A 23210-nucleotide genomic window follows, 5' to 3' on the forward strand; every position below is an offset into this window, starting at 1 on the left:
CATGAGTGAACGCTGGGCACGGACCATCCTTACGACCTATCGCTGGGCAGGCGCGGCGGTTTTTCCGCTGATTGGCGGCTATATCGTCTGGCGCGCCGGCAAGGGCAAGGAAGACCGGGTGCGCCGGCACGAGCGTTACGGCAAGGCCGGCAAGCCGCGCCCGGAAGGCCCGCTGATCTGGATGCATGCGGCCAGCGTTGGCGAGACGGTGGCCGTGATCGGCCTGATCGAGCATCTGCTTGGCTATGGCATCAACATCGTTTTGACCACCGGCACGGTGACCTCCGCCAAGGTGGCGGAAGAGCGGCTTGGCGGCAATGTGATCCACCAGTATGTGCCGCTTGATCTGAAGCCGGCTGTCAGCCGCTTTCTGAACCACTGGAAGCCGGACCTGGCCATCATGGCCGAGTCTGAAATCTGGCCGATGACGATCCTCGAACTGGGCGCGCGCCGCGTGCCGCAGGTTCTCGTCAACGGGCGCCTGTCGGATCGCTCGTTCGCGCGCTGGCAGAAGCGGCCCTATCTGGCCGAGGCGCTGTTCGAGAACCTGGCGCATGTGGTTGCCCAGTCGGAAGTTGATGGCGAGCGCTTCCGCACGCTGGGTGCGCGGCCCGTGACCGTTTCGGGCAATCTCAAGGTCGATACGCATGTTCCGCCGGTTGACCCGGAGGCGCTGGCGCTTCTGGAAGGACAGATCGGCGAGCGCGAGACCTGGGCTGCCGTCTCCACCCATGAGGGCGAGGAGACCGTGGCGGCGGATGTTCATGAAAAGCTGAAGCCACGGCATGCCGACATTCTCAGCATCATCGTGCCGCGCCATCCCGAGCGCGCCGACGGGCTGGAAGAGGAATTCAAGGCGCGTGGCCTCAAGGTGGCGCGCCGCAGTCGCAATGATGCGGTGTCTGCCGATGTCGATATCCTGCTCGGCGACACGATTGGCGAGATGGGACTTTATCTGCGCCTGACCGAGATCGCCTTTGTGGGCCGGTCTCTGACGGGCGAGGGCGGGCAGAACCCGATTGAGCCAGCGCGTCTGGGCACGGCGGTTCTTTCTGGCTGCAATGTACAGAATTTCCGCGACGCCTATCGCCGTCTGATCGATGCGGGCGGTGCGCGGCTGGTGCGCGATGGCGAGATGCTGGCGGGCGGGGTGAACTTCCTGCTAAACAATTATTCCGCACGGCGCACCATGATCAAGGCCGGGCGGGCTGCGGTTGACGACATGTCGGGCGCGCTGAACCGCACCCTGCAGGCGCTCGATCCCTATATTCATCCACTGATCGTCAAGAGTCGTCTTGAGGACGATGAGGGCCATGGCTAGAGCATCGGGCCGAAAAGTGGAAACCGGTTTTCGGTCATCCCGATGCTCCGTGAACAGTGTAGATCGTCCTTCGCGCGTGCGAATGGAGGCGCGGCGATCCAGCGAGGCGCCTCCGTTCTGGTGGGAGCCGGCGGACTGGCGGGCGTGGAGCCTTGCCCCGTTCTCTGCGCTTTACGGTTTTGTGGCCGGCTACCGGATGGCGTCTGCCAAACGCGCGAAAGTGGATGTGCCGGTCCTGTGCGTGGGCAATTTCACCGTTGGCGGCGAGGGCAAGACGCCCGTTTCCATCGCGCTGGCGAAACAGGCGCGGAAGCTGGGGCGCAAGCCGGGCTTCCTGTCGCGCGGGCATGGCGGCTCCATGACCACGGCGCATCTGGTGGATGCGGAAAAGGATCTCTCGCGCCATGTGGGTGACGAGCCGCTGCTTCTGGCGCGGCATGCGCCGACCATGGTTGCGCCGGATCGCCTGACGGGCGCGCGCGAGCTGGTCGGCATCGGCTGCGACTTCATCATCATGGATGACGGTTTCCAGAGCGCGCGCATTCACATGGATTACGCGGTGATGGTGGTGGATGCGCGGCGCGGGCTGGGCAATGGCCATGTCATTCCAGGCGGCCCGCTGCGGGCGCGGCTGATCGACCAGCTGCGCTTTGCCGATGCGGTTCTGACCATGGGCGAGGGCACTGCGGCCGACCATGTGGTGCGCCAGACCTCGCGGGCGGGACGACCGGTGTTTCAGGCGCGGCTCAAGCCGCGTGGCATGCGCGCCATCAAGGGCGGGCAGTTTCTCGCCTTTGCGGGGATCGGCAACCCGAAGAAGTTCTTCGACAGTGTCGCCGAGGCCGGCGGCGCGGTGGTGGAGGGGAAGAGCTTTCCCGATCATCACCCCTATGATGATGACGACGCGCGCGATCTGATCGCAGCCGCTGGCAGGGACGGGCTTCAGCTCATCACGACGGAGAAGGATCTTGTGCGGCTGCGCGGCGGCAGCGGTGCGCTCGGCGAACTGGCCGAGGCAAGCCGGGTGCTTCAGGTGGAAGCGGCGTTCGAGGCGGCGGACATGCCGGTGACGATCATCGAAAACACGATCGAGAACTGGCGCGAGCGCAGCCTCAAATAAGTCTGGAGCAGCTCACCGTTTCATCGAAACGCTGCACCGCTCCATCTCTCTGTATTTTCGCAATCCCGGACGGAAAACCGGTTCCCGATTAACCGCGTTTGCGCAGTTCGGGATGCATTTCCAGTTCGCGGGCGAGCGAGGTGTCGGCGCTCACATAGGCTTCCTGGCGCTCGACGCTCCAGTATTTCAGGTCATCGAGCTGGATCGGCTGTTCGGTGACGGCGCAGCGCACGAAAGCGCCGGGGGTCATGACCTGAAAGTCGCCATCCAGATAGCGAATGCGTGCCTCGCGCGCGCCGGGTCCTTCGAAACGGTTCATCGTCTGGTGCCTCTTGTCATCAACTCTGGGCCTTAACCTTCCTGCCGCGCCAAGTAAACCTGCTTGTCGCCGGCGGGGCCGCGTGAGGTCTTGGTCTGGATCATCGGATTAACCCGAAAACCGGTGCCCACTTTTCGGTCCGATGCTCTAACGCCTGCCGAACAGGCGTTCGATATCGGTCAGCTTCAACTCGATATAGGTCGGGCGGCCATGATTGCACGTGCCGGAGCCGGGCGTTGCCTCCATCTGCCGCAGAAGCGCGTTCATCTCTTCGGCGCGCAGCCGCCGACCGGAGCGCACGGAACCGTGGCAGGCCATGGTCGCGGCGATGTGGTCGATGCGCTCCTTCAGCGTGTCGGCGGTGTCGTTCTCGGCGATCTCGTCGGCCAGGTCGCGCACGAGCTGCGGCACGTCGACCTTGCCCAGCATGGACGGGGTTTCGCGCACGGCGATGGCTCCGGGGCCGAAACGCTCCAGCCCCAGCCCGAACCGGGCGAGGAACTCCGCATGGGCGGCGACGCGGTCGGCGTCTTCTTCCGGCATGTCCACGATCTCGGGCAGAAGCAGCATCTGCGCGGGCAGGGCGCGCGAATGGAGCGCCTCTTTCAGGGCCTCGTAGACAAGGCGCTCATGGGCGGCGTGCTGGTCGACGATGACGAGAGAATCCTCCGTCTGCGCGACGATGTAGTTTTCATGCACCTGCGCGCGTGCGGCGCCCAGCGGGGAGCGCATCAATTCGGGTGCTGCCTCGACCTCGCCGGCGCGGGCATCGGCGCTCAGGCCGGCACCGACATCGAAAGCCGACTGGGCGGGCGCGGAAAAGCCGCCGGCGGCGGGCGCTGCGCCTGCAATGGAGGCGCTGCCCGTCATGTCCAGAGGGCGGGTGGGGGAGGTGTCGAGCCGCCAGTCCTGTGCGGGGCGCGGTGGCGGGGTGTAGCGATAATGTGCGCTGCCGCCGCCGGTCTCGACACCGCCGCCGGAAAAGCCGCCGGGCGCTGCGTGCTCGGGCTGGCGGAAGGCGGCCAGCATGGCGTCCGCTCCGGAGGTGGAGGCGCGCATGCCGCTGATCTCCAGCGCATGGCGGATCGCGCCGACGATGAGACCGCGCACAAGGCCCGGATCGCGAAAGCGCACATCGGCCTTGGCCGGATGCACATTGACGTCGACCAGCGCCGGATCGAGCGAGATGAAGAGCGCGACGACCGCATGCCGGTCGCGCGGCAGCACGTCCATGTAAGCGCCGCGAATGGCCCCGGTGAGGAGCTTGTCGCGCACCGGCCGGCCGTTCACGTAGAAATATTGCAACATCGCATTGCCGCGCGAAAATGACGGGATCGACACATGGCCCGACAGCGCGACGCCCTCGCGCTCGGCCTCGATGGGCAGCGTGTTTTCGGAGAAATCCTTGCCCATCACCTGCGCGATACGGCGCAGGAGCCCCTCGCCATCGGCCGGCACGGCGGGCAGCTCCAGCGTGTTGCGGTCGGAGCCCGTCAGGGTGAAGCGCACCTCGGGAAAGGCGAGCGCCATGCGCTTCACCACCTCGGTGATGGCGGCGGTCTCGGCGCGCTCGCTCTTCATGAATTTCAGCCGGGCGGGCGTGGCGAAGAAGAGATCGCGCACCTCCACCGTGGTGCCGCGATTGGCCGCCACGGGCCGGACCGGTGACACGCGCCCGCCTTCTACGGCGATCTCGGCGGCGCTGTCGGCCCCTTCCGGGCGCGAGCGCAGGGAAAGCCGCGCCACCGAGCCGATGGAGGGCAGCGCCTCGCCGCGAAAACCGAGCGAGCGAATGTCGTGAATGTCGTCGGTGAGTTTTGACGTGCAATGGCGCGAGACGGCGAGCGGCAGCTCGTCATGCTCGATGCCGCCGCCATTGTCGGTGACGCGCAGCAGCGAAAGCCCGCCGCCGGCGGTCGCCACCTCGATGCGGGTGGAGCCGGCGTCGAGTGCGTTTTCCACGAGCTCCTTCACGACGCTCGCCGGCCGCTCGATCACCTCGCCTGCGGCGATCTGGTTGATCACGGTGTCGTTTAGCTGGCGAATGGTGTGGGAGGCTGCAGTCATGGGGCAGATTTTACGGGGATTCGGAGGTGGGGAGAAGAGACGCCGCACCGCTTTCCAGCACTTGTGTCGGGGCGGGGCGAGGGAGCGCGTGGGCCGGACAGGGCGGCCCCTGCGGCCCGCAGGGGAAGAAGATGCAAGACTGTTATAATTGTAAACATAAATCGAGTGATCAGGTAAGTTTTGAGATATACGGCTTTACGTTGGGTCAACTTTAGAAAGCGACTGAATTATGTGCGTGAATTGTGACTCTGGAATTCTTAGCCGTCGTGGGCTGCTGACAGGCGGTCTGGCTCTTGCAATGGCTGCACCGCTTGCCGCGCGTGCATCCGCCGAAACCGGCGCGGCAGCGCCGGTCTCACCCGACGAGGCGTTGCAGCGCCTCATGGACGGCAATGCGCGCTATGTGGCCAACCAGCCCATCAACACCGATCATTCGGCGGGCCGCGCCAGCCGCGCGCAGGGGCAGCAGCCCTTCGCGGCCATCGTGAGCTGCGCGGATTCCCGCGTTGCGCCCGAGCTGATCTTCGATCAGGGGCCGGGAGAGCTTTTCGTCATTCGCGTGGCGGGCAATTTCATCAATGAGGACGGGCTGGCGAGCCTCGAATACGGGGCGGCCGTTCTCGGCATCAAGACGATCCTCGTGCTGGGGCACACGGCCTGCGGCGCGGTGGACGCCACGATCCAGGCTATTCAGGACAACACCCTGCCGCCCGGCCACCTGCCGAGCCTCGTGAACGCCATTCGCCCTGCGGTCTACGACGCCATGGCGGCAGAGCCGGAGGACCTGCTGGCGACCGCGACGGCGCGCAATGCGACGCTGAACGCGGAGAGGGCGCAGACGGCCGGCCCGATTCTCGGCGACCTCTACGCAGCCGGCAAGCTGAAGGCCGCTGCGGGCATTTATGACATTGCCACGGGGAAGGTGAACTTCCTTTAAAGGGAGCTTCCGCGACTGCCCTCCGCCTTCGTCATCCCCGGACTTGATCCGGGGATCCATTCCGTGACGGTTGTGGCGGGTTTCGGCCGACCGGCATGGATCCTCGGGTCATGCCCGAGGATGACGAAGGGGGGACAGCTTCATTTTCATCTGCACATGTGAAGGACCAAGCAGGCGAGTGAGAGGTGCCGAACTGCAGGGTGGCAAGCGCGGCATCGCCGTGCCTTTACCCTCATCCTGAGCTCGTCGAAGGGCGGGGGTAAAGGCATGCACCATGCGCTCCCCGCCGCTCTCCATGTCGCCCTCGCCCTTCGACGAGCTCAGGATGAGGGCTGTGTGGGCTATTGCGTTTCCTGCCCTGCGTCACCCCGGGCTTGACCCGGGTTTCATTCCGTGACCGTTGTGACGAGTTTCAACCGACCGGCATGGATCCTCGGGTCGGGCCCGAGGATGACGAAGGAGTGGGGGGGACGCATGATCAGTCCCGCCTTCATTTCATACTGAACGCTTGCCGCCCGCCCCTCATCCTCACCTTCTCCCCGCTCGCGGGGAGAAGGGCGCGCAGGCGGTGGGGCTATGCCTATGCGCTCGCTCCTTCGTCATCCCCGGACTTGATCCGGGGATCCATTCCATGACCGTTGTGGCGGGTTTTGGCCGGCCGGCATGGATCCTCGGGTCAGGCCCGAGGATGACGAAGGGGGGATAGATCATTTTCACCTGTACAGGTGAAGGACCAAGCAGGCGAGTGAGAGGTGCCGAACTGCAGGGTGGCAAGCGCGGCATCGCCGTGCCTTTACCCTCATCCTGAGCTCGTCGAAGGGCGGGGGTAAAGGCATGCACCATGCACTCCCCGCCGCTCTCCATGTCGCCCTCGCCCTTCGACGAGCTCAGGATGAGGGCTGTGTGGGTTATTGCGCTTCCTGCCCTGCGTCACCCCGGGCTTGACCCGGGTTTCATTCCGTGACCGTTGCGGCGGGTTTCGGCCGACCGGCATGGATCCCCGGGTCGGGCCCGAGGATGACGAAGGAGTGGGTGGGGATGGGGCGGGCAACATCGCGCAGGCGGTTTGGCTTATTGGTGTGCCGTGTCTCATGATGGATGTCTTCGTTCGAGCCCCCACCTCAATCCATCCCCTCCCGTCACCATCCTCTTCCAAAAAATCATTTTAAGCTTGAAGCAGTTTCGCATAGGATGCTGTATGCTCCAGTCAGGCGTCGAGAGAGCGCAACCGCATCAGGAAGGCACATATGAATATGGAAGCACCACAGGCCAAAGCCGCGTCGAAATCCTCGAAATCGAATTTCGTGTGGGACGACCCGTTCCTCATGGAAGACCAGCTCACCGATGAAGAGCGTATGATCCGCGATGCTGCGGCCGCCTTTGCCGCCGACAAGCTCGCGCCGCGCATCGAGCACGCCTACATGAACGAGGAAACCGACGCCGCGATCTTCCGCGAAATGGGCGAGGCGGGCCTTCTGGGCGTGACGGTGCCGGAGGAATATGGGGGCGTGGGCGCCGGCTATGTGTCCTACGGCCTGGTGGCGCGCGAGGTGGAGCGCATCGATTCCGGCTATCGCTCCATGATGAGCGTGCAGTCCTCGCTGGTGATGTACCCGATCCACGCCTATGGCTCGGAAGAGCAGAAGCAGAAATATCTGCCGAAGCTCGCTTCCGGCGAATATATCGGCTGCTTCGGCCTGACGGAGCCGGATGCGGGTTCGGACCCGGGCGGCATGAAGACGCGCGCGGAGAAGATCGACGGCGGCTACCGCCTGACCGGCTCCAAGATGTGGATCTCCAATTCGCCGATCGCCGATGTGTTCGTGGTGTGGGCGAAGTCTGCCGCGCACGGCAACAAGATCCGCGGCTTTGTGCTCGAAAAGGGCATGAAGGGCCTTTCCGCACCGAAGATCGGCGGCAAGCTTTCGCTGCGCGCATCGATCACCGGCGAGATCGTGATGGACGGCGTGGAAGTGGGCGAAGACGCGCTTCTGCCGAATGCCGAGGGGCTGAGCGGCCCGTTTGGCTGTCTGAACCGTGCGCGCTACGGCATCTCCTGGGGTGCGATGGGTGCGGCGGAAGACTGCTGGCACCGCGCGCGCCAGTACGGTCTCGACCGCAAGCAGTTCGACAAGCCGCTGGCGCAGACGCAGCTCTTCCAGAAGAAGCTCGCCGACATGCAGACCGAGATCGCGCTCGGCCTTCAGGCCAGCCTGCGCGTTGGCCGGCTGTTCGACGAGGGCCGGATGGCGCCGGAGATGATCTCCATCGTGAAGCGCAACAATTGCGGCAAGGCGCTCGACATTGCGCGGCAAGCCCGCGACATGCATGGCGGCAACGGCATCCAGATCGAGTACCACGTGATGCGCCACGCGCAGAACCTGGAGACGGTCAACACCTATGAGGGCACGCATGACGTTCACGCGCTGATCCTCGGCCGTGCGCAGACGGGCCTGCAGGCGTTTTTCTGATGCGATTGTGAGGGCAGGCGCGCGGCGGTGAGCGGCGCGCCCTGTCGGGAGAGTTTGAAAAGGGGCGGGCGCTTTGGGCGTCTGCCCCTTTTGCTTGGTGGGTTGGCGGGTAGGTTGGCGCTCGCCCCTCATCCGCCTGCCGGCACCTTCTCCCCGTGAACGGGGAGAAGGAGGATGTGGAGATAGCGGGGGTCTTTGGTTGCAGGGTTGGCAGAAGCGCCGAGGTCGCCCTCTCCCCGCGCGCGGGGAGAGGGTAAGGGTGAGGGGCGGGCGCTTTGGGCGTCTGCCCTTTTTTGTTGCGGGTGGTTTGGGAGGTGGGGGAACCGGCGCAGCCCTCATCCTGAGTTTGTCGAAGGGCGAGGGCGGCATGAAAGGGCTGCAGCGGGAAGCGCGGGTGCAAGCCTTCACCCCCGCCCTTCGACAAGTTCAGGATGAGGGTGAAGGCACGGGAACGCCGCGCGCGGGGATAGAGTAAGGGTGATGGGCGGGCATCGACACCTCTGTCGAGCTTCGCGGTCCGGCGGAAAAGCAATGCAGAATTGTCCATGGTCGAAAGCGGCGTCACTCTGTAGTAGTGGAGGAGAAGCCAGTCCCTCCCACCCCAGAGCGAGGCATTCATGACCGCGTCTTTCCTCTCCCATCTGCGCAAAGAACTCGATGGCCTGAAGGAGGCCGGGCTCTACAAGAGCGAGCGGGTCATTACCTCGATGCAGTCGGCCGAGATCGAGAGCGGCGGGCAGAGGGTGCTGAATTTCTGCGCCAACAATTATCTGGGCCTTGCCGACAATGAGGAGCTGCGCGAGGCGGCGAAGGCGGCGCTCGACCGCTATGGTTACGGCATGGCCTCGGTGCGCTTCATCTGCGGCACGCAGGAAGAGCACAAAGAACTGGAAGCGAAGATTTCCGGCTTTCTGGGCTATGAGGACACGATCCTTTATTCCTCATGCTTCGACGCCAATGCGGGCCTGTTCGAGACGCTGCTCGGGCCGGAGGATGCGATCATTTCGGATGCACTCAATCATGCGTCGATCATCGATGGCGTGCGGCTGTGCAAGGCGCAGCGCCATCGCTACGCCAACAACGACATGGGCGCGCTGGAGGAATGTCTGAAGCAGGCCGAGGGCGCGCGCTTCCGGTTGATCGCCACGGATGGCGTGTTTTCCATGGACGGCATCATCGCCAATCTGGGCGCGGTCTGCGATCTGGCGGAAAAATACGATGCGATGGTGATGGTGGATGACAGCCATGCGGTCGGTTTCGTGGGTGAAAACGGACGCGGCACGCCGGAGCATTGCGGCGTGGAAGGCCGGGTCGACATCATGACGGGCACGCTGGGCAAGGCGCTGGGCGGGGCCTCGGGCGGCTATACATGTGGCAAGGGTGAAGTGGTCGACTGGCTGCGCCAGCGCTCGCGGCCCTATCTGTTTTCGAACACGCTGGCCCCGGTGATCGCGGCGGCCTCGCTCAGGGTTTTCGACATGGTGGCGGGCGGGGCCGGCCTGCGCCAGAAGCTCTATGACAATACGGCGCGCTTCCGCACCGGCATGGAAAAGCAGGGGTTCACTCTTGCGGGCGCTGACCATCCGATCATCCCGGTCATGCTGGGCGATGCAGCGCTTGCCGAGAAGATGGCGTCGCGGCTTCTGGAGGAGGGCATCTATGTGATCGGCTTCTCCTTCCCCGTGGTGCCGAAGGGGGCTGCCCGTATCCGCACGCAGATGTCTGCCGCGCACTCGGCCGCAGACATTGACCGCGCGGTGGAGGCGTTTGGAAAGATCGGGCGTGAGCTTGGGGTGATCGCTTAGCTCATGAATGTAGGCGCAGGCCCCTCATCCGCCTGCCGGCACCTTCTCCCCGCAGGCGGGGAGAAGGAAGATGGCCGCAACGTTGGTGCTTCTCTCTTCTGGCGAGCAGGAAGAGGCTGAGGGGGGGATGGCCACGCCAATTGCTGCAAATATCGCTTTGGAAGGATAGTCGACGATGTCCAACATGATGAAGGCGCTCGTTAAATCCAGACCCGAGGAGGGCCTTTGGATGGAGCGTGTTCCCGTGCCCGAGATCGGGCCGAACGACGTGCTCATCAAGGTGCGCAAGACGGCGATCTGCGGCACGGACGTGCATATCTGGAACTGGGACGAGTGGGCGCAGAACACCGTGCCGGTGCCGCTGGTGACGGGCCATGAATTCGTCGGCGAGGTGACGGAGGTTGGCTCGGCGGTGACGGAATACAAGCCCGGCCAGCGGGTTTCCGGCGAAGGGCACATCGTGTGCGGCCATTGTCGCAACTGCCGGGCGGGGCGCGGGCATCTGTGCCACAACACGCTGGGCGTGGGCGTTCACCGCGCCGGCGCTTTCGCCGAGTTCATCGCGCTGCCGCAGCACAATGTGGTGCCGATCCCCGACAATATTCCCGATGAGATCGCGGCGATTTTCGATCCGCTTGGCAATGCGGTGCACACCGCGCTTTCCTTCGATCTGGTGGGCGAGGACGTTCTGGTGACGGGCGCCGGCCCCATCGGCATCATGGGCGCATTGGTGGCGCAGGCCGTGGGCGCGCGCAAGGTGGTCATCACCGACATCAATCCGGGCCGGCTGGAGCTCGCCAGAAAGCTTGGCGTGCAGCACACGATGAACGCGGCGGAAGAAACGCTGCCGGAGGTGATGCGCCAGCTCGGCATGACGGAAGGCTTTGATGTGGGGCTCGAAATGTCGGGGGCGGCTCCGGCCTTCCGCGACATGATCGACGTGATGAACAATGGCGGCAAGATCGCCATTCTGGGCATTGCGCCGGCGGGTTTCGAGATCGACTGGAACAAGGTCATCTTCAAGATGCTGCACCTGAAGGGCATTTACGGGCGCGAGATGTTCGAGACCTGGTACAAGATGATCGCGCTGGTTCAGACGCGGCTCGACGTGCGCGACCTGATCACCCACCGCATTGCCGCAGACGATTTCCGCGAAGGCTTCGCCGCCATGCGTTCGGGCGAGGCCGGCAAGGTGGTGATGAGCTGGTAGCGCCGCTGCAGCAATTCCAGGAAAAGCGGGAACCGGTTTTCCGTCCGGAATTGCTCTAATCTTCCAGTGCGGCGCGCTCCAGGGCTTCAAGGCCGGTGAGAAGGGCTGCGCGCTCTTCCGGCTTCATGCGGGCGAGAAGCCGCGTCTCGAAGCCGTGCGCGACGGGCACCATGTCTTCATAGGCCTTCTGGCCCACCCTGCTGAGGGTCAGGCGCTCCACGCGGCGATCCTGCGCGTCGGGCTCGCGCAGGAGCCAGCGCCGCTCTTCCAGCGAGGCGACGGCGCGGCTCACCTTGGTCTTGTGCATGGAAGAATGCGCGCCGATATCGGTCGCGGTCATGGTGCCGAACTGGCCGAGCGTGGCGAGTGTGCGCCATTCGGGCCGCGTCAGGCCGAGGCGTGCGCGATAGGCCTGCGAGAATTTGCGGCTGATCGCATCGGTGAGACGCGTGAGCCGATAGGGCAGAAAAGCCTCCAGTGCGAGGATGGTGCGGTCGGTTGCGTTCCGGGGGAAGCCGGGCGGGGGAACGGACGTGGTCATGTGCGGCGGTTTCTCCTTATGTTTCCCTCTCGAGCGCCGTGCGTCCATTTGGACGCAGAAAGGACGCTCTAACCTGTAGAACCCACGCATCGTGCTTTCCGAATTTCGGGCCGATGCTCTGGTACCGTTGATAGTTACATTCGCCATGGTTACGGTTGCAACCAATTCGTCGCTTCCCCGACTTCATGGAGGAATGAATGACCGTCCAGTACATGCCGGGCTTCGGCAATGACTTTGAAACGGAAAGCCTGCCCGGCGCGCTGCCGCAGGGGCAGAACTCGCCGCAGCAGCCCGCTTACGGGCTCTATGCAGAACAGCTTTCAGGCTCGCCCTTCACCGCGCCGCGCGGGACGAATGAGCGGTCCTGGCTCTATCGCATTCGCCCGAGCGTGAGGCACACCGGCCGCTTTACGGCGGTCAGCTTCGATGAGTGGAAGTCTGCGCCCAATGTGAACGATCACCAGCTTGCGCTCGGTCAGCTGCGCTGGGACCCGACGCCGATCCCGAACGAGAAGACCGATTTCCTGTCGGGCGTGCACACCATGACCACGGCGGGCGACGCGCAGGGGCAGGCCGGCATGGCGGCCCATGTCTACGCCTTCAACACGTCTATGGTGGATGACTATTTCTTCAACGCCGACGGCGAATTGATGCTGGTGCCGCAGGAAGGCGGTCTGCGCATCAAGACCGAAATGGGCATCATCGAGATCCAGTCCGGCGAACTGGCGGTTCTGCCGCGGGGCATGGTTTTCCAGGTGGAGCTGATGGACGGGCCGGCGCGCGGCTATATGTGCGAGAATTACGGCGCGAAATTCACCTTGCCGGATCGCGGCCCCATCGGCGCGAACTGCCTGGCCAATCCGCGCGACTTCAAGACGCCGGTCGCCTGGTATGAGGAAAAGGAAACGCCCTGCCGGCTGTTCGTGAAATGGTGCGGCCAGTTTCATGTGACGGAGATCGGCCATTCACCGCTCGACGTGGTGGCATGGCACGGCAATTACGCGCCTTACAAATACGACCTGTCCACCTTCTCGCCGGTGGGAGCGATCCTGTTCGATCATCCCGACCCGTCGATCTTCACGGTGCTGACCGCGCCATCGGGTGAGGAGGGCACGGCCAATATCGATTTCGTGATCTTTCCGCCGCGCTGGATGGTGGCCGAACACACGTTCCGCCCGCCCTGGTATCACCGCAACATCATGAGCGAGTTCATGGGCCTGATCAAAGGCCAGTACGACGCCAAGGAAGAGGGTTTCGTGCCCGGCGGCTCGTCGCTGCACAACATGATGCTGCCGCATGGGCCGGACACGTTTGGTTTCGAGAAGGCCAGCCATGGCGAACTGAAGCCGGTGAAACTGGAAGAGACCATGGCGTTCATGTTCGAAACCCGGTTCCCGCAGCACCTCACGCGCTATGCGGCCGAGACCGACACACTGCAGGAAGATTACATCGACTGCTGGAAGGACCTCAAGAAGCGCTTCAACGGAACGCCGGAGGGCGACTGGTCCTGATCGACCAGAGCGACCACAGGCGATATGATCGGCGTTGGTCCGGTGGACCTGCGCCGATTGCGCGTCTTCCCCAACGCATAAAGGACATTGCATGAAACTCGCTACGCTGAAGAACGGAACGCGCGACGGCAAGCTGGTCGTCGTCTCGCGCGACCTGACCCGTTGCACGGACGCTTCCTTTCTTGCGCCGACGCTGCAGGCAGCGCTCGATGACTGGTCCCGGATCGCGCCACATCTGGCAGCTCTTTCCGAAAGCCTGGATCACGGCTCGGTGCCGGCAGAGCGCTTCCATGAGCATGATGCGCTTTCGCCGCTCCCGCGCGCCTATCAGTGGGCGGACGGTTCGGCCTACGTCAATCATGTGGAGCTGGTGCGCAAGGCGCGCGGGGCGGAAATGCCCGCAAGCTTCTGGACCGATCCGCTGATGTATCAGGGCGGCTCCGACACGTTTCTGGCCCCGCGCGACCCGATCGTGATGGCGGATGAAGCCTATGGCATCGACATGGAAGGCGAGATTGCCGTGGTTGTCGATGACGTGCCGATGGGCGCGACGCCGGAAGAGGCGGCAGCGGCGATCCGGCTGGTGATGCTGGTGAACGACGTTTCGCTGCGGGGCCTGATCCCCGCCGAACTCGGCAAGGGGTTCGGCTTCTTCCAGTCGAAGCCGTCCTCGGCCTTCTCGCCGGTGGCTGTGACGCCGGAAGAGCTGGGCGATGCGTGGGATGGCGGCAAGCTCTCGCTGCCGCTTTGCGTGGACTACAATGGCAAGCCGTTTGGCCGGGCCGATGCGGGCGTCGACATGACCTTCGATTTCCCGACGCTGGTGGCGCATGCGGCAAAGACACGACCGCTCGGAGCGGGTGCGATCATCGGTTCGGGCACGGTATCCAATAAGCTCGACGGCGGCCCCGGCAAGCCGGTTGACGCCGGTGGCGTGGGCTATTCCTGCATTGCCGAAATCCGCATGATCGAGACCATCAATGACGGCAAGCCGTCGACGCCCTTCATGCGCTTCGGCGACACGGTGCGCATCGAGATGAAGGATGGCGAGGGCCATTCGATCTTCGGCGCGATCGAGCAGACCGTTCAGAAATACGAGAAAGGCGCGTAATGGCCAAGCAATTCGCATCCGCAGGTGATCTGACCGAAAAGAAGATCTCGTTTGACGAGATTGGCCGGGACCTCTGGGCCTTCACCGCCGAGGGCGATCCCAATTCGGGCATCATCATTGGCGACGAGTCGGTGATGGTGATCGAGGCGCAGGCAACGCCGCGCCTCGCCGAAAAGGTGATCGAGAAGGTGCGCTCCGTCACCGACAAGCCGATCAGCCATCTGGTGCTGACGCATTATCACGCGGTGCGCGTGCTTGGCGCATCGGCCTATCAGGCCCCGACCGTGATTATGAGCGACAAGGCGCGCTCAATGGTGGTGGAGCGTGGCAAGGAGGACTGGGATTCGGAATTCGTGCGGTTCCCGCGCCTGTTCCAGGGGCATGAATCGATCCCCGGCCTGACCTGGCCCACCACCACCTTTTCGCAGTCGATGACGGTGTATCTGGGCAAGCGCAGGGTGGATCTGATGTTCCTTGGTCGCGCTCACACGGCGGGCGACATCGTGGCGTTCGTGCCGGACGCCAATGTGATGTTCACCGGCGATATCGTGGAGTACCACTCGGCCTGCTATTGCGGTGACGGGCATTTCCACGACTGGCCGGCGACGCTGGAGGAAATCCGCGCTTTCGATCTGGACGCCATCGCACCGGGACGCGGTGACGCGCTGGTGGGGCAGGGCATGGTCAACGAGGCGCTCGACCTGACGGGCGATTTCGTGATGTCCACCTATCAGCCGGTGGCCCGTGTGGCGCAGGGCGGTGGCACGCTGAAGGAGGCGTGGGACGCCTGCCGCGCGGTGTGCGATCCGAAATTCTCCGACTATGCGATCTACGAGCATTGCCTGCCGTTCAACGTGGCGCGCGCCTATGACGAAGCGCTGGGCATCGACACGCCGCGCATCTGGACGGCCGAACGTGACCGCGAAATGTGGGACGCGCTGCAGGGATGACGTGATGAAGCGGGCCGGCGCGACGTTTGGAGGACGCGCGCCGCTCGCGATGTCGGCTTCCTTCTCCCCGCTTGCGGGGAGAAGGTCCCGGCAGGGGGATGAGGGGCTGGCGGCGACCTGATTGAGACTGGTTTTGCCGCGCATCCGCTGATTGCCGATGGCGCTTGCCCCTCATCCTTACCTTCTCCCCGCTTGCGGGGAGAAGGGGTCGTCAGCGCTGGCGCTGTTTTTTACGACCACCGACTTCATGACCGGAGTTGAGGGTCGTGCACTGGAAGAGGTTTGAGCCGCTTCTTTTTTGAGGAGAAGCGGCTGCAAGGGAGGGTGAAATCCAATGCCGCGTTACGAGTACAGTCCCTTTCCCTACAGCACGCCGCCTGAACTCGCCGAAGGGCATGTCGGGCAATATCCGGTCGCCATCATTGGCGCGGGGCCGGTGGGGCTTGCCGCCGCCATCGACCTTGCGCAGCGTGGCGTTCCCGTCGTCGTGCTTGATGACAATGATGTCGTTTCGGTGGGCAGCCGGGCGATCTGCTGGTCAAAACGCACGCTGGAGATTTTCGACCGGCTGGGCGTTGGCGAACGGATGGTCGAGAAGGGCGTGACCTGGAAGGTGGGGCGGCTGTTCCACCGCGACCGCGAGGTTTGGAACTTCGACCTTTTGCCGGAGGAAGGCCACAAGATGCCAGCCTTCATCAACCTGCAGCAATATTACGTCGAACAGTATCTGGTGGAGCGGGCGGCCGACTTTCCCGAACTGATCGATTTGCGCTGGAAGAACCGTGTTGCCGGGCTTGAGCAGAAGGGCAGCGATGTGCGCCTTCAGGTGGAAACGCCCGATGGCGCTTACGAGATGGACGCGGCCTGGGTGATCGCCTGTGATGGCGCGCGCTCGCCCGTGCGCGGCATGATGGGGCTCGATTTTGCGGGGCAGGTGTTCGAGGAGCGTTTCCTGATCGCCGATGTGGAGATGAAGGCGGACTTTCCCTCCGAGCGCTGGTTCTGGTTTGAGCCGCCCTTCCACAAGGGGCAGTCTGCGCTGCTGCACAAGCAGCCGGACGATATTTACCGCATCGATCTGCAGCTTGGCCCGGACGCCGATCCGGACGAAGAGAAAAAGCCGGAGAATGTGATCCCGCGCATCGCCAAGGTGATCGGGCACTCGAAATTCGAGCTCGACTGGGTGTCGGTCTACACATTCCAGTGCCGCAGGCTGGAGCGCTTCGTGCATGATCGCGTGATCTTTGCCGGCGACAGCGCGCATATCGTGTCGCCCTTCGGCGCGCGGGGCGGCAATGGCGGCATTCAGGACATCGACAATCTGTGCTGGAAGCTGGCGCTGGTGGTGCAGGGCGAGGCTCCGGCCTCGCTGATCGAGACCTATGACGAGGAGCGCGTTCACGGGGCGGATGAGAACATCCTGAACTCGGCGCGTTCCACTTCGTTCATGACGCCGAAGAGCGAGATGGAGCGTATTTTCCGCGACAGCATTCTGGAGCTTTCGCAGGAGCATGATTTTGCGCGGAGACTGGTGAATTCGGGCCGGCTTTCAAAACCGTGCTCGCTGGCCGGCTGCACATTGCAGGCGGCGTGGGATGGCGAGAGCCCGCTTGCGCCGGGCGAAGCGATGGCCGATGCGCCGGTGCGCGTGGAGGGCAGGGCGTCCTGGCTGCTCGGCGAGGCGGGCGGCGGTTTCGTGCTTCTGGCGGTCGATTGCGATCCGCCCATTGGCCTGCCTGCGGGGCTGCATGTGGTGCAGGTGACGAAACCCGGCGCTTCGGCGGTGGACGGTGTGGAGCATGTCGAGGACAGCGCGGGGGCGGTTGCGGCACGCTATGGCGCGGGGCGGCTTTATCTGTTGCGGCCCGACCAGCATGTGGCGGCGGTGTTCAGGCAGCCCGACGCCCATGAGATCGCCGCCGCCATGACCCATGCGATGGGGAGGGAATGACGATGGACAGAACGGATATCGGCCGTGACCGGCTGGGGGCTGACGGCGATGATTTCTATGCGGCCCTGATGGCGGCGCATGAGGGGCTCAGCCTTGAGGAAAGCGCGCGGCTGAACGCGAAGCTGGTGCTGCTTCTGGCCAATCAGGTGGGTGATCTGGAAACGATCTGCAAGGTGCTGGCAGCCGCACGCGGCAGCGCCTGACAGGTGCATGAGAGAAGGGGCAGGCCGTTTTCCGGTCCTGCCCCTTTTCCGCTTCCTGCGGGCCGCAATCGGTGCAGCCCGCATCTGACGTAGCGCCTATTCGGCGGCGTCGACCTTGATGACGCCGCGGCGGATCTGGTCTTCCTCGATACTCTCGAACAGGGCGCGGAAATTGCCCTCGCCGAAGCCTTCATCGCCCTTGCGCTGAATGAACTCGAAGAAGATCGGGCCGATAACGGTTTTGGAGAATATCTGCAGCAGGATCTTGGTCATGCCGCCATTCACCACGCCTTCGCCATCGATCAGAATGCCGTGCGTCTTCATGCGCTCGATGGGCTCGTCATGGCCCTGCACGCGGTCATGGCTGCGCTCGTAATAGGTCTCGGGCGGGCCGGGCATGAATTTCAGGCCGTTGTCGGCAAGCCTGTCGGTGGCATCATAGATGCCGTCGGTGCCGACCGCGATGTGCTGGATGCCTTCGCCCTTGTATTTCTTCAGATATTCGACGATCTGGCTCGTGTCGTCCTTGGACTCGTTGAGCGGGATGCGGATTTTGCCGCAGGGGCTGGTGATCGCGCGGGAAACGAGGCCGGTGATGCGGCCGTCGATGTCGAAATAGTGGATCTGCGTGAAACCGAAGAGCTCACGGTAGAAGTCCCACCACTTGTCCATGTTGCCGCGATAGACATTGTGGGTGAGGTGGTCGAGATAGTAGAAGCCGACGCCTTCCGGGCGCGGGTTCTTCTCGCCCAGCCAGTCGAATTCGGCCTCATAGGCCGAGCCTTTGTCGCCATAGGCGTCGATGAAGTAGATCAGCGAGCCGCCAATGCCGACAATGGCCGGCACGTCGAGCGTCCTGTCGTCGCCTTCATAGGGCTCTGCGCCCTTGGAAACCGCATGATCGAAGGCTTGCTTCGCATCGACCACGCGCCAGGCCATGGACGGTGCGCAGGGGCCATGCTCGTCGACGAAGCGCATGGCGTGGCTGCCGGGCTCGGCATTGACGATGTAGTTGATGTCGCCCTGACGCCAGACGGAGACCTTCTTCGTCTTGTGACGGGCCACTTCCGTGTAACCCATCTTGGTGAACAGATCGGCGAGTTTTTCCGGCTCCGAATGGGCGAATTCGACGAATTCAAAACCGTCCGTGCCGGCCGGGTTTTCCTTCGTGATTTCCGGGGGCGGTGCGTCGTGGGGGAACGGACCCATGGAATAACTCCTCCTGAATTGGGAAAATGCGCGCGTTTTTCAACGCATGGGGCATTTTAGGCGGAGTGGCCTGCAAGCGGCTTGCATTCTGGGGCGCATTTTGTGACAAGAGCGCGTGGATCGTGCATGTTGGAGGAGAATTGCATGGCTGAAGCGCGTATCGACGGATATGATCGCAAGATATTAGCCCTCTTGCAGGTCGATGCCCGGCTCACCAACAATGACTTATCGGAACGGGTAAACTTATCGCCCTCGCAATGCTCGCGCCGCCGGCAGCGACTGGAGGAGGAGGGCTATATTCGCGGCTATGCCGCGATGCTTGATCGTGACCGGCTGGGCTTTCCGCTGGTCAACATCATCACCGTAACACTCGCCACGCACAACCCCGACAATGCCCGCCGTTTCGGCGAATTGCTTGCGCGGTTGCCCGAAGTGCAGGAGGCGCACGCGCTGACCGGCGAGATGGACTACATATTGAAGGTCGTGACGCCCGACCTCAAATCGCTTTCCAATTTCGTCAATGGCGTGCTGTTGCCGCATGACTCGGTGCAGCATGTGAAAAGCGCCATTGTTCTGGAGACCCTGAAGGAAACCGGTGCGCTGCCGCTCTGAAAGTGCTTTGCGTTACGAATCTTGTGAGATTTTCCTCTTTATTGTTACATAATTTCCACTAAAGTCACGGCTGGACGGAGGGCGCGTTTCCAGAGGATACTTGGCGTGACGGCCACCCCGCGAAGAAAGGGAGTTCTTCGGGCGGAGACGCATCAGCCGTAAATGACGATACGAAGCGTTCGCTGGCGCTTTGACCATGCAATCGGGAGGAGAAGCATGAAATCATTTTCCGTGAGAAAATTAGCCCTGGCGGCTGCCGTAGCGGCAAGCGGGCTCGTGGGCGCTTCGGTGGCCTCGTTCGCGCAGGAGGTGACGCTGAGGCTGCACCAGTTCCTGCCGCCGCAGGCGAATGTGCCGAAACTGGTGCTCGACCCGTGGGCCGACAAGGTGGAGAAGGATTCGGGCGGGCGCATCAAGATCGAGCGTTATCCCGCCATGCAGCTCGGCGGCACGCCGCCGCAGCTTTACGATCAGGCGCGTGACGGCATCGTTGATATCGTCTGGACGCTGCCGGGCTCCACGCCGGGCCGCTTCCCCTCCACGGAAGTGTTCGAACTGCCCTTCATGATGACCAATGCCGAGGCGACCTCGCGCGCCTATTGGGATCTGTACGAAAAATACATGAAGGACACGGAATTCAAGGACACGCATGTGCTGGGTGTCTGGGTTCACGGTCCGGGCATGCTGCACTCCAAGGCACCGATCGAGAAGCTCGACGATCTGAAGGGCATGAAGATCCGTGCCCCCACGCGCATCATCAACTCGCTTCTTGGCCAGCTGGGCGCGACGCCCGTGGGCATGCCGGTGCCGCAGATCACCGAATCGCTCTCCAAGGGCGTGATCGATGGCTGCGTCATTCCCTGGGAAGTGACGCCGGCGCTGAAGGTGCCCGAGCTCGTTTCCAACCACACGGAATTTGGCGGCGATCAGGCGCTCTATACGACGACCTTCGTTCTGGCGATGAACAAGGCGAAGTATGACAGCCTGCCCGACGACCTGAAAAAGGTGATCGACGACAATTCCGGTCAGGAATTTGCAGCCTTTGCCGGCAGCACGCAGGCAGGGGCTGATGGTCCGAGCCGCCAGATCGCGGTGGATCGCGGCAACAACATCATCCAGATCAGCGCCGAGGACACCGAGACCTGGAAGAAGGCCGCCGAGCCGGTCTACGCCCAGTGGGTTGAGGAAATGAAAGAAAAGGGCATCGACGGTCAGAAGCTGATCGATGAAGCCCGCGCCCTGATCGACCAGTATACCAGTCAGTAAGGCCCTGAGGCCATGAAACCGAGGCGGGCCCCTGCGGTCCGCCCCTTTTTCTGAACGGTCTCGCCGCTTCGGCATGGGCGAGACGATCCGATCTTTCAACTTTGCATCGGTCCGGTGGGAACCGGCGGGCTCCGGCTCCGCATGCGTTCGGGCGCTTGCGTGGGAAGAAGTGGCTGGCTAACGTCATCGGACCCCGCCGAAAAGGCACAAGCCTAAAAGGCACAAGAATGAGTGGGAACGCCATGGGAAGGCACGCGGGACTGGACGTGCGACGGCACGTGGGAAGTCAGGGGGGACGGGAAGGCGCATGAGACTATCGAGCATCATTGTCTGGCTGGCCAGGACAATGGCCATTCTGGGCGGGATCGTTCTGGTGGCGGTGATCGTCATGACGGTCGCCAGCATTACCGGCCGCGCGCTGGTGCGCTTCGGGCTCGGCCCCGTGCCGGGCGATTTCGAACTGGTGCAGGCCGGCGTCGGCTTTGCCGTCTTTGCCTTTCTGCCCTGGTGCCAGCTCAATCGCGGTCATGCCACGGTGGACATTTTCACCGCTTTCCTGCCGGGCAGCGTGAACCATGTGATCGATCTGGTGACGGAGATCATCATGACGCTGGTTCTGGTGCTGATCGCCCGCCAGCTCTATTACGGCATGATCGACAAGCTGAGCTACAGCGAAACCACCTTCATTCTGCAGTTCCCCCTTTGGTGGCCCTATGCGGCCTGCCTGGTGGCGGCTGTCATCGCGGTGATCGTGTCGATCTACATGGTCTTCGTCCGCTATCGTGAATTCAGGGCCGGAACGCCGACGCCGGGGCTCGGGCAGGGGAGTGTCCATTGACCAATCTTGAAATCGGGCTCTGGTCCTTTCCGTTACTGCTGCTTCTGATCTTCCTGCGTCTGCCCATCGGTCTCGCCATGCTTCTGTGCGGGCTCGGCGGCAGCTGGATCGTGTTCGGCAATGTCACGCCGGTGCTCGCCAAGCTGAAGAACGAGACCTATTCGACCTTTTCCGGCTATTCGCTTTCCATCATTCCGCTGTTCCTGCTGATGGGGCAGTTTGCAACGCTGGGCGGCATGTCGCGGGCGCTGTTCAAGGCGGCTGAAACATGGATGGGCCACCGGCGCGGTGGTGTGGCCATGGCGGCGGTGGGCGCATGCGCCGGCTTTGGCGCGATCTGCGGCTCGTCGCTGGCGACGGCGGCGACGATGAGCCAGGTGGCGCTGCCGGAACTGCGGCGCTACGGCTATTCGGGCGCGCTCGCCACGGGCACGCTGGCGGCCGGCGGCACGCTCGGCATTCTTATCCCGCCATCGGTGATCCTCGTCATCTATGCGATCCTGACCGAGCAGAACATCGCGAAACTGTTCGTTGCGGCCCTCGTGCCGGGCGTTCTGGCTGCTGTCGGGTACATGCTCGCCATCTCGATCTATGTGCGGCTCTGGCCCGACTCCGCCGGCACGCGCGAGCGTGCGCCCTATTCGGAGCGGATGCGGGCGCTGCTCGATGTCTGGCCGGTGCTGATCGTGTTTCTGGCGGTTGTGGGTGGCATCTATCTGGGTGTCTTCACGCCGACGGAAGGCGCTGCGGTGGGGGCGGCGGGCACGGGCCTGATCGCGCTCATCAATGGCGGGCTGACACGCGAAACCTTCGTGGAATCAATCCTTGCGACGGCAACCGCCACGGCGATGATCTTCTTCATCGTTCTGGGTGCCGGGTTCTACAATTCGTTCCTGGCGCTGGCTCAGGTGCCGCAGCAGATGGCGGCGTTTGTGAGCGAGCAGGGCTACAGCCCCTGGATGGTGCTGACGCTGATCCTGCTGCTTTATCTCGTGTTCGGCTGCGTGATGGACTCGCTGTCCATGATCCTGCTGACCATTCCGATCTTCTTCCCGATCGTCACAGTTCTGGATTTCGGGCTGGGCGCGGAAGAATTCGCGATCTGGTTCGGCATTCTGGTGCTGATCGTCGTGGAGGTGGGGCTGATAACGCCGCCCGTGGGCATGAACCTGTTCGTGTTGAACTCCATGGCGAGAGACACGCCGATCTCGGCGACCTATCGCGGCGTTCTGCCCTTCGTGATGAGCGATATTCTGCGGGTGGCGCTTTTGACGCTGTTCCCGGCGATATCGCTGTTCATGTTGCGCTGGCTTTATTGAGGACACAAAAAAGCGGGGCCGGAAACGGGCCCCGCTTTTTTTTAGCGATCAATCACGCCCGGGCGGCGCTTCTTAAAGACCGCGTTCCTTGATGATGCCGTAGAGATTTGCCGAGCGCGCGCCGCTGCGGCAATAGGCGAAAACCGGGCCGGGAAGCTCTTTCAGAGCCGCTGCCATGTCGGTCACGTCGTCCATTGTCATGGCGCCGGAAACCACCGGCACATGGCGGAAGGAGAGCCCCGCCTCTTCTGCAGCGCGGGCGATGCTCTCGACTGCGGGCTGGCCTGCTTCCTCGCCCTCGGGGCGGTTGCAGATGATGCTCTTGAAACCGGCTGCCTTCACGGTCGCGATGTCTTCCGCCGTGATCTGCGCGGCGACGGCGTACTCTTCTGAAATCTGACGAATGTCCATACTGTCTCGTTCCGCTGTTTCGTTTGGCGTCGAATATA

The 23210-nt window shown here is 63.3% G+C and carries 20 protein-coding genes; 15 read left to right on the forward strand and 5 right to left on the reverse strand.

The features are described 5' to 3' along the window. Nucleotide 1 precedes the first annotated feature (1 nt). Nucleotides 2–1321, forward strand: a complete 1320-nt coding sequence (gene waaA, locus DEJ54_RS09460; RefSeq protein ID WP_113156195.1) for a lipid IV(A) 3-deoxy-D-manno-octulosonic acid transferase — start codon at nt 2–4, stop codon at nt 1319–1321. An 82-nt stretch (nt 1322–1403) separates the two neighbouring features. Continuing rightward, the gene (gene lpxK, locus DEJ54_RS09465) at nt 1404–2441 is read left to right on the forward strand and encodes a tetraacyldisaccharide 4'-kinase (protein ID WP_113154339.1); all 1038 of its coding nucleotides are present in this window, start codon (nt 1404–1406) and stop codon (nt 2439–2441) included. 88 nt (nt 2442–2529) lie between these two features. On the opposite strand, the gene DEJ54_RS09470 is transcribed toward lpxK, so the two are convergent. Both DEJ54_RS09470 and mutL read right to left on the reverse strand, forming a co-directional pair. Next, on the reverse strand, nt 2530–2760 hold the full coding sequence (locus DEJ54_RS09470; protein ID WP_113154340.1) for a DUF2093 domain-containing protein: 231 nt from the start codon (nt 2758–2760) through the stop codon (nt 2530–2532). A 147-nt stretch (nt 2761–2907) separates the two neighbouring features. Next, the gene (mutL, locus tag DEJ54_RS09475; RefSeq protein ID WP_113154341.1) at nt 2908–4827 is read right to left on the reverse strand and encodes a DNA mismatch repair endonuclease MutL; all 1920 of its coding nucleotides are present in this window, start codon (nt 4825–4827) and stop codon (nt 2908–2910) included. Nucleotides 4828–5056: 229 nt separating this feature from the next. Between mutL and DEJ54_RS09480 the strand changes: the two genes are divergently transcribed. The 4 genes from DEJ54_RS09480 to tdh all read left to right on the forward strand — a co-directional run bounded on the left by DEJ54_RS09480 (nt 5057) and on the right by tdh (nt 11250). Then, entirely contained in the window at nt 5057–5764 is a 708-nt protein-coding gene (locus DEJ54_RS09480; protein ID WP_113154342.1) for a carbonic anhydrase, read from the forward strand. Nucleotides 5765–7011: 1247 nt separating this feature from the next. After that, entirely contained in the window at nt 7012–8235 is a 1224-nt protein-coding gene (locus tag DEJ54_RS09485; RefSeq protein WP_371685866.1) for an acyl-CoA dehydrogenase, read from the forward strand. 617 nt (nt 8236–8852) lie between these two features. Further along, the gene (locus DEJ54_RS09495) at nt 8853–10040 is read left to right on the forward strand and encodes a glycine C-acetyltransferase (RefSeq protein ID WP_113154344.1); all 1188 of its coding nucleotides are present in this window, start codon (nt 8853–8855) and stop codon (nt 10038–10040) included. Nucleotides 10041–10215: 175 nt separating this feature from the next. Further along, on the forward strand, nt 10216–11250 hold the full coding sequence (gene tdh / locus DEJ54_RS09500) for an L-threonine 3-dehydrogenase (RefSeq protein WP_113154345.1): 1035 nt from the start codon (nt 10216–10218) through the stop codon (nt 11248–11250). Nucleotides 11251–11305: 55 nt separating this feature from the next. Here the strand turns inward: tdh and DEJ54_RS09505 are convergent, their stop codons facing one another. Next, nucleotides 11306–11791: a MarR family winged helix-turn-helix transcriptional regulator gene (locus DEJ54_RS09505; protein ID WP_113154346.1), complete on the reverse strand. Its 486-nt coding sequence runs from the start codon at nt 11789–11791 to the stop codon at nt 11306–11308. A gap of 197 nt (nt 11792–11988) precedes the next feature. On the opposite strand from DEJ54_RS09505, the gene hmgA reads away from it, so the two are divergent. From hmgA to DEJ54_RS09530, 5 genes are all read left to right on the forward strand, one after another. Further along, nucleotides 11989–13302, forward strand: coding sequence for a homogentisate 1,2-dioxygenase (hmgA, locus tag DEJ54_RS09510; protein WP_113154347.1), 1314 nt, complete (start codon nt 11989–11991; stop codon nt 13300–13302). 91 nt (nt 13303–13393) lie between these two features. After that, a complete protein-coding gene (locus tag DEJ54_RS09515; RefSeq protein WP_113154348.1) occupies nt 13394–14413 on the forward strand; it encodes a fumarylacetoacetate hydrolase family protein in 1020 nt (339 codons plus the stop codon). Beyond that, a complete protein-coding gene (locus tag DEJ54_RS09520) occupies nt 14413–15363 on the forward strand; it encodes an MBL fold metallo-hydrolase (protein ID WP_113154349.1) in 951 nt (316 codons plus the stop codon). Before DEJ54_RS09515 ends, DEJ54_RS09520 begins: the two co-directional genes overlap by 1 nt. A 334-nt stretch (nt 15364–15697) precedes the next feature. After that, complete coding sequence (locus tag DEJ54_RS09525) at nt 15698–17314, forward strand: FAD-dependent oxidoreductase (RefSeq protein ID WP_113154350.1); 1617 nt, start codon at nt 15698–15700, stop codon at nt 17312–17314. 2 nt (nt 17315–17316) lie between these two features. Then, nucleotides 17317–17517 carry a DUF2783 domain-containing protein gene (locus tag DEJ54_RS09530; protein WP_113154351.1) on the forward strand — a complete coding sequence of 67 codons (201 nt, stop codon included), beginning with the start codon at nt 17317–17319 and terminating at the stop codon, nt 17515–17517. A gap of 96 nt (nt 17518–17613) precedes the next feature. Here the strand turns inward: DEJ54_RS09530 and hppD are convergent, their stop codons facing one another. Next, entirely contained in the window at nt 17614–18726 is a 1113-nt protein-coding gene (hppD, locus tag DEJ54_RS09535) for a 4-hydroxyphenylpyruvate dioxygenase (RefSeq protein WP_113154352.1), read from the reverse strand. A gap of 144 nt (nt 18727–18870) precedes the next feature. Between hppD and DEJ54_RS09540 the strand changes: the two genes are divergently transcribed. The 4 genes from DEJ54_RS09540 to DEJ54_RS09555 all read left to right on the forward strand — a co-directional run bounded on the left by DEJ54_RS09540 (nt 18871) and on the right by DEJ54_RS09555 (nt 22761). Next, nucleotides 18871–19338 (forward strand): Lrp/AsnC family transcriptional regulator, encoded by a 468-nt coding sequence (locus tag DEJ54_RS09540; protein ID WP_113154353.1) that lies wholly within the window; start codon nt 18871–18873, stop codon nt 19336–19338. 216 nt (nt 19339–19554) lie between these two features. Then, nucleotides 19555–20604, forward strand: coding sequence for a TRAP transporter substrate-binding protein (locus DEJ54_RS09545; protein WP_113154354.1), 1050 nt, complete (start codon nt 19555–19557; stop codon nt 20602–20604). Nucleotides 20605–20911: 307 nt separating this feature from the next. Next, entirely contained in the window at nt 20912–21442 is a 531-nt protein-coding gene (locus DEJ54_RS09550) for a TRAP transporter small permease (RefSeq protein WP_113154355.1), read from the forward strand. Beyond that, nucleotides 21439–22761, forward strand: coding sequence for a TRAP transporter large permease (locus tag DEJ54_RS09555; RefSeq protein ID WP_113154356.1), 1323 nt, complete (start codon nt 21439–21441; stop codon nt 22759–22761). The genes DEJ54_RS09550 and DEJ54_RS09555 overlap by 4 nt, the downstream gene beginning before the upstream one ends. A gap of 72 nt (nt 22762–22833) precedes the next feature. Here DEJ54_RS09555 and DEJ54_RS09560 read toward each other — a convergent pair whose 3' ends face one another. Then, on the reverse strand, nt 22834–23172 hold the full coding sequence (locus tag DEJ54_RS09560; RefSeq protein WP_113154357.1) for a TIGR01244 family sulfur transferase: 339 nt from the start codon (nt 23170–23172) through the stop codon (nt 22834–22836). Nucleotides 23173–23210 lie beyond the last annotated feature (38 nt).

It is taken from the genome of Nitratireductor sp. OM-1 (assembly GCF_003296175.1).
Taxonomy (GTDB): domain Bacteria; phylum Pseudomonadota; class Alphaproteobacteria; order Rhizobiales; family Rhizobiaceae; genus Nitratireductor; species Nitratireductor aquimarinus.